The following is a 10,062-nucleotide window of genomic DNA, read 5'->3' as shown; positions in this document are numbered from 1 at the left end:
GAAGGGCGAGGCGAAGCCGAGTCATCCTGCACGACCCACCAATGTAAAAAGGCGCCCTAAAGGCGCCTTTTTGCTATGCGCGGAACGCACGCTCTGGCCACGAGCCTCCCCGTGGCGATAAACCGCTATCAACGCTGATACAGCGGATCTTCAACCCTGGCGGCGGTGAGATTCTCCCCTTCTTCTCGCACGATTTCCCATAAGGCCTGGGCGGCGGTCGACAGCGAGCGATTTTTCCGGCATGCCAGCATCAGCTGCCGCTCCATTATCGGAGTGAGTCGCTTCACCGCCAGATGGCTTCCCTGCGGTAACGGCAGCGCCAGCGCCGGCAGTACGCTGATGCCAATTCCCGACTCCACCATCGGAAACAGCGTTGCCGGATGGCCAATCTCCTGCACAATGTTCGCCCGGACAGCCAGCCTGCTGAGAGCCGCATCAATCAGCGGACGGCTGCCGGAGGCATAGTCCTGCAGGATCAGTCTCTCATCCCGTAGCGCCTGCCATGGCACTTCAGTCAGGCTGGCAAAAGGATGATCCTCCCGGCAGAGCAGCAAAAAAGGTTCCGCCAGGACCACTTCACATTGCAGGTCCGCCGCCGGGCCAGGGTCAATCACAATGCCGAAATCCACTTCCCCCTGGCGAATACTCTCCAGCACCCACTGCTGAGGCCGGTCGTGCAGCACGAAATCGATATCAGGATAGCGACGATTGCTGTGAGCAATACACTGGGGAATAAGGTGGGCGGAAATCGTCTGACTGGCGGCAACCTTGACGGTGCCGCTCAGCTGCTGGCCTACCCGACCGGCATCGCGCAGCGTCACCGCCAGCTCATCGAGCAAACGCTCCAGCCTGCCTGCCAGCTGCTGACCCGCCTCGGTGAGGACCACCTCCCGGGTGGTACGGTCGAGGAGACGGACCCCGGTCTGATGCTCCAGCTCCTTGACGCTGTGGCTGACGGCCGACTGGCTTAAGCCAATCATCTCCCCCGCCCGGCTAAAGCTCCTGGCGCGGGCGACGGTAACAAATACTTTTAACTGACGCAGAGAGTAATTCATCTTTTTTATTCATGAATAGATGCAATAAATCAATTTTATTTCTCAAATCAAAAAAAGCACAATAACGCATCTCTTTTCAGGAGCGTTTATGAAACTTTTCCGCATTCTCGATCCGTTTACGGCAACCCTGGTCACCGTTGTCCTGTTGGCCTCATTCTTCCCGGCCCGTGGCGCTTTCGTCCCCTTCTTTGAACATCTGACCACCGCCGCCATCGCCCTGCTGTTCTTTATGCACGGCGCCAAACTCTCCCGGGAGGCAATTATCGCCGGCGGCAGCCACTGGCGTTTGCATCTGTGGGTGATGTGCAGCACCTTTATTCTCTTCCCGGTGCTGGGGGTTCTGTTTGCCTGGTGGGCGCCGGTGAAGGTCGATCCGATGCTCTACAGCGGCTTTATTTATTTGTGCATTCTGCCGGCCACCGTGCAATCCGCCATCGCCTTCACCTCGCTGGCCGGAGGCAACGTCGCGGCGGCGGTCTGCTCAGCCTCGGCCTCCAGCCTGTTGGGCATCTTTGTTTCACCGCTGCTGGTGGGTGCCCTGATGAACCTTCATGGCGCAGGCGGTAGCCTCGAGCAGGTCGGAAAGATCATGCTGCAGCTGCTGTTGCCTTTCGTGCTCGGCCATTTATCGCGGCCGTGGATCGGCAACTGGGTGGCGAAGCATAAGAAGTGGATTGGTAAGACCGACCAGACCTCGATTCTGCTGGTGGTTTACTCCGCCTTTAGCGAGGCGGTGGTGAACGGCATCTGGCATAAAGTGGGTCTGGGATCGCTGCTGTTTATCGTGGTGGTCAGCCTGGTGCTGCTGGCCATCGTCATCGCAGTCAATGTATTCGTCGCCCGCCGCTGCGGCTTTAACAAAGCCGATGAAATTACCATCGTCTTCTGCGGTTCGAAAAAGAGCCTGGCCAACGGCATCCCAATGGCCAATATTCTCTTTCCGACCTCCATCCTCGGCATCATGGTGCTGCCGCTGATGATCTTCCATCAAATCCAGCTGATGGTCTGCGCGGTGCTGGCGCGGCGCTATAAACAGCAAACCGATGCGCGTCTCGCTCAGGAAAAGGCCAACGCCGCCAAAGCTTAACGCGCTTTCTTCAGGGGCTGGACCAGATCGCTCAGCCCCTCGCTTTTAATCAGCAGGGTCAGCGCCATCAGCTCGCCGAGATGGCCGGCAGGGAATTGATCCTTGCGCGCAAACCACAATAAATACTCCTCCGGGACATCGATTAAACGACGCCCCTTGTATTTACCGAACGGCATCTCAGTATTGGCGATCTCGACCAGCTGCGCTTTATCCACGTTATTCTCCCAGCAGACGCATCATTTCGGCTTCGTCAATCACCTCGATGCCGAGCTCCTGCGCTTTCGCCAGCTTAGAACCCGCCGCTTCGCCAGCAATCACTAGATCGGTCTTCTTCGATACGCTGCCCGCCACCTTCGCCCCCAGCGCCACCAGACGCGCTTTGGCGTCATCCCGCGACAGCTGACTGAGGCTGCCGGTCAGGACGACGGTTTTGCCTGCAAACGGGCTGTCAATCTCTTCCGCCTTCACCACCACCGGCGCCGGCCAGTGGACCCCTTCCGCCAGCAGCTGCGCGATGACATCGCGGTTGCTCTCTTCGGCAAAGAAGTTGAAGGTATGGGTGGCGACCACAATGCCGACATCAGGGACCTTCTGCAGCTCCTCAATGGAAGCCTGCTCCAGGGCCTTGAGAGTGCCGAAATGCGCCGCCAGGCCCGCCGCCGTCGCTTCTCCTACCTCGCGAATGCCTAAGGCGTAGAGGAAACGCGCAAAGGTTGTCTCTTTGGCTTTCTCGAGAGCGTTGACCACCTTTTGCGCGGACTTCGGCCCCATCCGATCCAGCCCGGTCAGTTTCCCTGCGGTCAGCCGGAACAGATCCGCCGGGGTATGGACGTACTCTTTCTCCACCAGCTGGTCGATGATCTTGTCGCCCATGCCATCAACGTCCAGCGCGCGACGGGAGACAAAGTGCTTGAGCGACTCTTTACGCTGCGCGCCGCAGATAAGGCCGCCGGTACAGCGGGCTACCGCCTCGCCTTCCACTCGCTCAACGTCGGACTGACAGACCGGGCAGTGGGTCGGGAATTCAACATCCCGGGCATCTGCCGGGCGTTCGGAAAGCACCACGTTGACCACCTGAGGGATCACGTCGCCTGCCCGGCGAATCACCACCTTGTCGCCGATTTTCAAGCCTAAGCGTTCGATCTCATCGGCATTATGCAACGTGGCATTACTCACCAGCACGCCGGCGACATGGACCGGCTCCAGGCGCGCCACCGGCGTAATCGCCCCGGTGCGGCCCACCTGGAACTCCACGTCCCGGACGAAAGTCATCTGCTCCTGGGCGGGGAACTTAAAGGCCACGGCCCAGCGCGGCGCGCGGGCCACGAAACCTAACTGCTCCTGCAGCGCCAGCGAATCGACTTTGATCACCACGCCATCAATGTCAAAGCCCAGATGGGGACGATCTTCCTCGACTTTACGATAGTAAGTGAGCACTTCCTCGGGGGTATGACATAGGGTGACGCGATCGCTCACCGGTAATCCCCATGCTTTAAACTGCTGTAAACGGGCCGAGTGGCTGGCCGGCAGCTCACCGCCCTCCAGCACCCCAACGCCGTAGCAGAAGAAAGTAAGCGGTCGCTTCGCGGTGATGCGCGGGTCCAGCTGGCGCAACGAGCCCGCCGCCGCATTGCGCGGGTTAGCAAACACTTTTCCGCCGGTGCGTCGAGCTTCTTCATTGATTTTTTCGAACCCGGCCTGCGGGAGGAATACTTCCCCGCGCACTTCCAGGCGTGCGGGAATATTATCGCCATGCAGCCTGAGCGGGATGGTGCGGATGGTTCGCACGTTAGAGGTAATGTCCTCGCCGGTGGTGCCGTCGCCGCGGGTCGCCGCCTGCACCAGCACGCCGTTTTCGTAGAGAATGCTCACCGCGAGGCCGTCGAGCTTCAGCTCGCAGCAGTAGATGAGAGGGTCAGTGCTTTTCAGGCGATCCTGCACCCGCTTGTTGAAGGCCAGAAAGCTCTCTTCGTCAAACACGTTGTCCAGCGACAGCATCGGCACTTCATGGCGGATCTGGCTGAAGGCGGTCAGCGGCGCCGCCCCCACGCGCTGAGTCGGTGAATCCGGGGTAATCAGCTCCGGATGCTGGCTCTCCAGCTCGCGCAGCTCGCGCATCAGCCGGTCATACTCCGCATCGGGCACTTCCGGTGCGTCCATAACGTGGTACAGGTATTCATGATGGCGAAGCGTGGTTCGCAGTTCAGTCAGTTGTTGTTCGATCGGTTCCATATCACACCATCAATGATAAAAAACCCCCGACAGGCGGGGGTTGAGAAGGAGTTGAGATAACGCGCGACGTCAGGCGTTCGCGTCTTTCACTTCGCGAATACGATCCTGGTATTCACGCAGTTTTTGCGGCGTCATCATGCGACGCTGATCGTCAAGCACCACGCCGCCCACTTCATCGGCGATATACTGCGCAGACTGCAGCATCAGCTTGAAGTTCTGCAGTTCATCACCGTAGGAAGGGACCTGCATAAAGATAGTCACCCCAGGGGTCATCATATCCGCCATGCTGTCCGGATTGAAGGTCCCCGGCTTCACCATGTTGGCCAGGCTGAACAGTACCGGGCCGCTGCCGTCCGGGCTCAGATGGCGGTGGAAAATATTCATTTCACCAAACTTGAACCCGGCCTGCTGGATGCTATTGATAAGCACCTCGCCGTTAAGCTGCGCGCCATGGTGCGCGGCAACGTTCATCACGATGACCGTCTCTTTACGCTCTTTCGGCTGGGGCGCTGCAGGCTGCTGCGGCTCTGTCGGCTGCGGTTCAGCAACCGCGGGCTGCGGCGCGGCAACAGGCTGGGGCGCAGGCTGCTGCGGAGCGGCCGGTTGCGGCTGGGCGACGGTCGGGGTCACCGGCTGCGGCGCGACAGGCTGTTGCACAGCAGGTTGCGGCTGGTGTTGCGGCTGCGCGGGTTGCGGCTGTTGCCAGCCAGGCTGTGGAGCTGCATGCGGCGCAGACGGTTGTCCCTGCGGTTGTGCCGGGGCCTGGCGCGGCGGCGCCTGACGAACCGGTTCCTCAGGACGCACAGGCTGCTGCATCTGGCGCTCGTAAGGCGGCTGGTACTGGTGCTGCGGCGCCTGACGAGGGGCTTCATGCTCCCCATGCGCGCCGTGCGGAGCGTGAGTCACCGGATGAACGCGGACTTCACCTACGCCTTCAACATTATCATCAAAGTCGTCGTTTTCCGACTCATCGTCGCGCGACTTCATACGTTTCAGTGGGCGATCGCGAAACATCGAAGAACGTTCTTTACGGCTGGTCCAGAAACCATGTACCAGTAAAGCGATTATGGCGATCGCGCCAACAATGATTAATATCAGACGCAAATCCTGCATCATTATATTCTCTGTTGTTCTAACACCTTGCCACCACGGCAAACATTTACTCACTAAGAGTATTTGCCGATTACCTCAAGTGCAAGTGCGTCGGTCGCTTTCACCACATAAAGATGAACTAAATCGTGCTTTTTGCTGTTTTTTCGAACATTTCCTAACTGGTTATTGTCTGACGACCCGATAAAATAAGCGAGCATTCACACTGGATGTTCAAAAAGGAGCAATGCCTGGCTATGGTTTCATCATCCGCACCGACCCCGCGTAGCGGCGTATACTACTTTTCGCAGGGCTGGAAACTCATCAGGCTGCCGGGCATACGTCGTTATGTCTTCCTGCCTTTACTGGTTAACGTGCTGCTGATGGGCGGTGCTTTCTGGTGGCTGTTTACCCGTCTCGACAGCTGGATCCCTTCGCTGATGAGCCATGTGCCTGACTGGCTGCAGTGGCTAAATTACCTGCTGTGGCCGGTGGTGGTGCTGTCGATCCTGCTGGTGTTTGGCTATTTCTTTTCTACTATTGCCAACTGGATTGCCGCCCCGTTCAGCGGCCTGCTGGCGGAACAGCTGGAAGCGCGTCTGACTGGCGCCACCCCGCCGGACGTCGGCGTCTTTGGCATCATGAAGGATATTCCGCGCATCATGAAGCGTGAGTGGCAGAAGCTGGCCTGGTACCTGCCCCGCGCCATCGTACTGTTGCTGCTCTACTTTATACCCGGCGTTGGCCAGACGGTGGCCCCGGTACTCTGGTTCCTGTTCAGCGCATGGATGCTGGCGATTCAATACTGCGATTACCCCTTCGATAACCACAAGGTCCCCTTCAGGACCATGCGCGAAGCGCTGCGCAGCCGCAAGGTGATGAATATGCAGTTTGGCGCGCTCACCAGCCTGTTCACCATGATCCCGGTGTTAAACCTGGTGATCCTCCCGGTGGCTATCTGCGGCGCCACCGCCATGTGGGTCGATTGCTATCGCGACAGACACGCCAGCTGGAAGTAACAGCAGCACTTCCCCTGGAGCGGCGAAAGCCGCTCCTTATATCTCACTTATTCCTTCTTGATCATCATTATTTCCCTTCCGCATATAGATATGCTAAATCCTTACTTCCGCATATTCTTTAAGCGGGTATGCTGATGCCGTACCCCCAAATTTCATACAGTTAAGGACGGGCCATGAGTAAGATTTTTGAAGACAACTCCCTGACTATCGGTCATACGCCGCTGGTACGACTGAACCGCATTGGTAACGGCCGTATCCTGGCAAAGGTAGAATCTCGTAACCCGAGCTTTAGCGTAAAATGCCGTATCGGCGCCAATATGATCTGGGATGCTGAAAAGCGCGGCGTGCTGAAACCTGGCGTGGAACTGGTCGAACCGACCAGCGGCAACACCGGTATCGCCCTCGCCTACGTGGCGGCGGCTCGCGGCTACAAGCTAACGCTAACCATGCCGGAAACCATGAGCATCGAGCGTCGTAAGCTTCTGAAAGCGCTGGGCGCCAACCTGGTGCTGACTGAAGGCGCCAAAGGCATGAAAGGCGCCATTCAGAAAGCGGAAGAGATTGTCGCCAGCAACCCGGAAAAATTCCTGTTGCTGCAGCAGTTCAGCAACCCGGCTAACCCGGAAATCCACGAAAAGACCACCGGCCCGGAAATCTGGGAAGACACCGACGGTCAGGTGGATGTCTTCATCTCCGGCGTAGGTACCGGCGGTACGCTGACCGGCGTCAGCCGCTACATTAAAAACACCAAGGGCAAAAAAGATCTGTTCACTGTCGCGGTTGAACCGACCGATTCGCCGGTTATCTCCCAGGCGCTGGCGGGTGAAGAGCTCAAGCCGGGCCCGCACAAAATTCAGGGCATCGGCGCCGGCTTCATTCCTGGTAACCTGGATCTGAAGCTGGTGGACAAAGTGATCGGTATCACCAATGATGAAGCGATCTCCACGGCACGCCGCCTGATGGAAGAAGAAGGCATCCTCGCGGGTATCTCTTCCGGGGCCGCCGTTGCCGCGGCGTTGAAGCTGCAGGAAGATGAAGCCTTTACCAATAAGAATATTGTGGTTATCCTGCCTTCCTCGGGTGAGCGTTATTTAAGCACCGCGCTGTTTGCCGATCTCTTCACCGAGAAAGAACTGCAACAGTAGTGCCAGCTTGTAAACAATGTGTAAAAAAGCACCTTTTCAGGTGCTTTTTTGTGGCATACGTCAAAGTTTTACCCCTCCTGGCATTGATTCACCTCGTAGGGTCTGGTATTTAACCAGCACATTTATTTTGATGCGCGAAATTATTCAGAAGAGGATTTCCGCCAGCTGAATCGATTTTATGATTTGGTTCAAGTCTTCCTTTCGCGGCATAATGTTTAATGACGTGCTAGACGTCAATGGCCCGCAGGTCTTCGCAGCGCCAGGCGCTGCCGACGCCAAGGCCGGAAACGTAACGCCGGCGCTAACAATACAGGCTAAAGTCGAGTCGTTAGACTAGACTTTAGGTCCACAACACTAAACCTATAAGTTGGGGAAATATAATGTTCCAGCAAGAAGTTACCATTACCGCTCCGAACGGTCTGCACACCCGCCCTGCTGCTCAGTTTGTTAAAGAAGCTAAAGGCTTCACTTCTGAGATCACTGTAACCTCCAACGGCAAAAGCGCCAGCGCCAAAAGCCTGTTCAAACTGCAGACTCTGGGCCTGACCCAGGGCACCGTAGTAACCCTCTCCGCGGAAGGCGAAGATGAACAGAAAGCGGTTGAGCATCTGGTTAAACTGATGGCTGAACTCGAGTAAGTTCACGGGTTCTTTTTCATATCAGTCACAAGTAAGGTAGGGTTATGATTTCAGGCATTTTAGCATCCCCGGGTATCGCCTTCGGCAAAGCACTGCTGCTGAAGGAAGATGAAATTGTCATCGACCGGAAGAAAATTTCTGCCGATAAGGTTGATCAGGAAGTCGAACGTTTCCTGAGCGGCCGCGCCAAGGCCTCCGCCCAGCTGGAGGTCATCAAAACCAAAGCTGGTGAAACTTTCGGTGAAGAAAAAGAAGCCATCTTCGAAGGGCATATTATGCTGCTGGAAGATGAGGAGCTTGAGCAGGAAATCATAGCCCTGATTAAAGATAAGCATATGACTGCCGACGCGGCAGCCAATGAAGTTATCGACGGTCAGGCCACTGCCCTGGAAGAGCTGGACGATGAATACCTGAAAGAACGTGCGGCTGACGTACGTGATATCGGTAAGCGCCTGCTGCGCAACATCCTTGGTCTGGCCATCATCGATCTGAGCGCGATTCAGGATGAAGTCATTCTCGTCGCCGCCGATCTGACCCCGTCAGAAACCGCACAGCTGAACCTGAAAAAAGTGCTGGGTTTCATCACCGACGCGGGCGGCCGTACCTCCCACACCTCCATCATGGCGCGTTCCCTCGAACTGCCGGCCATCGTGGGCACCGGCAGCATCACGGCGCAGGTGAAAAACGGCGACTATCTGATTCTCGACGCGGTGAACAACCAGGTTCTGATCAACCCGTCTAACGAGCAAATTGAAGCGCTGCGTAATCTGCAGGCTCAGGTTGCGGAAGAAAAAGCCGAACTGGCGAAACTGAAAGATCTGCCGGCGATTACTCTCGACGGCCATCAGGTTGAAGTGTGCGCCAACATCGGTACCGTTCGCGACGTCGAAGGTGCTGAGCGCAACGGCGCCGAAGGCGTAGGCCTGTATCGTACTGAATTCCTGTTCATGGATCGCGACGCGCTGCCAACCGAAGAAGAGCAGTTTGCGGCTTATAAAGCGGTGGCTGAAGCCTGTGGCTCTCAGGCCGTTATCGTGCGTACCATGGACATCGGCGGCGACAAAGAGCTGCCGTACATGAACTTCCCGAAAGAAGAGAACCCGTTCCTCGGCTGGCGTGCTGTGCGTATCGCGATGGATCGTAAAGAGATCCTCCGCGATCAGGTTCGCGCCATCCTGCGTGCCTCCGCTTTCGGTAAGCTGCGCATTATGTTCCCGATGATCATCTCTGTTGAAGAAGTGCGTGCGCTGAAGAAAGAGATCGAAATCTACAAACAGGAACTGCGTGACGAAGGTAAAGCATTTGACGAATCCATTGAGATCGGCGTGATGGTGGAAACACCGGCTGCGGCGACCATTGCTCGTCATCTGGCCAAAGAAGTTGATTTCTTTAGTATCGGCACCAATGATTTAACGCAATATACTCTGGCAGTTGACCGTGGTAATGATATGATTTCACATCTTTACCAGCCGATGTCACCGTCTGTACTGAATCTGATTAAGCAAGTTATTGATGCTTCTCACGCTGAAGGTAAATGGACTGGCATGTGCGGTGAGCTTGCGGGCGATGAACGTGCTACACTTCTGTTGCTGGGTATGGGGCTGGACGAATTCTCTATGAGCGCCATTTCCATCCCGCGCATCAAGAAGATTATTCGTAACACGAACTTCGAAGATGCGAAAGTATTAGCAGAGCAGGCTCTTGCTCAACCGACAACGGACGAGTTAATGACGCTGGTTAACAAGTTCATTGAAGAAAAAACAATCTGCTAATCCACGAGATGCGCGGCCCAAATTA

The 10,062-nt window shown here is 56.5% G+C and carries 9 protein-coding genes; 5 read left to right on the top strand and 4 right to left on the bottom strand.

Going from position 1 to position 10,062, the window contains the following annotated elements:
* Window positions 1-128 precede the first annotated feature (128 nt).
* Entirely contained in the window at window positions 129-1,055 is a 927-nt protein-coding gene (locus tag K5R89_RS18605; RefSeq protein WP_048336277.1) for a LysR family transcriptional regulator, read from the bottom strand.
* Window positions 1,056-1,143: 88 nt separating this feature from the next.
* Between K5R89_RS18605 and K5R89_RS18600 the strand changes: the two genes are divergently transcribed.
* Complete coding sequence (locus K5R89_RS18600) at window positions 1,144-2,142, top strand: bile acid:sodium symporter family protein (protein ID WP_023290588.1); 999 nt, start codon at window positions 1,144-1,146, stop codon at window positions 2,140-2,142.
* Here K5R89_RS18600 and K5R89_RS18595 read toward each other — a convergent pair.
* The 3 genes from K5R89_RS18595 to zipA form a co-directional block, all read right to left on the bottom strand.
* Window positions 2,139-2,357 (bottom strand): DUF3820 family protein, encoded by a 219-nt coding sequence (locus K5R89_RS18595; RefSeq protein ID WP_004202007.1) that lies wholly within the window; start codon window positions 2,355-2,357, stop codon window positions 2,139-2,141. The two genes, K5R89_RS18600 and K5R89_RS18595, sit on opposite strands and share 4 nt — an antisense overlap.
* 1 nt (window position 2,358) lies before the next feature.
* Complete coding sequence (gene ligA / locus K5R89_RS18590; RefSeq protein WP_217259531.1) at window positions 2,359-4,374, bottom strand: NAD-dependent DNA ligase LigA; 2,016 nt, start codon at window positions 4,372-4,374, stop codon at window positions 2,359-2,361.
* A gap of 69 nt (window positions 4,375-4,443) precedes the next feature.
* The gene (zipA, locus tag K5R89_RS18585; protein ID WP_023290590.1) at window positions 4,444-5,490 is read right to left on the bottom strand and encodes a cell division protein ZipA; all 1,047 of its coding nucleotides are present in this window, start codon (window positions 5,488-5,490) and stop codon (window positions 4,444-4,446) included.
* A gap of 230 nt (window positions 5,491-5,720) precedes the next feature.
* On the opposite strand from zipA, the gene cysZ reads away from it, so the two are divergent.
* The 4 genes from cysZ (at window position 5,721) to ptsI (ending at window position 10,037) form a co-directional block, all read left to right on the top strand.
* Window positions 5,721-6,482 (top strand): sulfate transporter CysZ, encoded by a 762-nt coding sequence (gene cysZ / locus K5R89_RS18580; protein ID WP_023290591.1) that lies wholly within the window; start codon window positions 5,721-5,723, stop codon window positions 6,480-6,482.
* A 173-nt stretch (window positions 6,483-6,655) separates the two neighbouring features.
* A complete protein-coding gene (cysK, locus tag K5R89_RS18575; RefSeq protein ID WP_023290592.1) occupies window positions 6,656-7,627 on the top strand; it encodes a cysteine synthase A in 972 nt (323 codons plus the stop codon).
* A 380-nt stretch (window positions 7,628-8,007) separates the two neighbouring features.
* The gene (ptsH, locus tag K5R89_RS18570) at window positions 8,008-8,265 is read left to right on the top strand and encodes a phosphocarrier protein Hpr (protein ID WP_002913505.1); all 258 of its coding nucleotides are present in this window, start codon (window positions 8,008-8,010) and stop codon (window positions 8,263-8,265) included.
* A gap of 44 nt (window positions 8,266-8,309) precedes the next feature.
* Entirely contained in the window at window positions 8,310-10,037 is a 1,728-nt protein-coding gene (gene ptsI, locus K5R89_RS18565) for a phosphoenolpyruvate-protein phosphotransferase PtsI (RefSeq protein WP_004201998.1), read from the top strand.
* Window positions 10,038-10,062 lie beyond the last annotated feature (25 nt).

It is taken from the genome of Klebsiella sp. TF21-TM (genome assembly GCF_019753495.1).
In the GTDB taxonomy this organism is placed as follows: domain Bacteria; phylum Pseudomonadota; class Gammaproteobacteria; order Enterobacterales; family Enterobacteriaceae; genus Klebsiella; species Klebsiella quasipneumoniae.
Note: the sequence above shows the minus strand (reverse complement) of the source record. Positions and strands in the feature narration are given on the sequence as shown.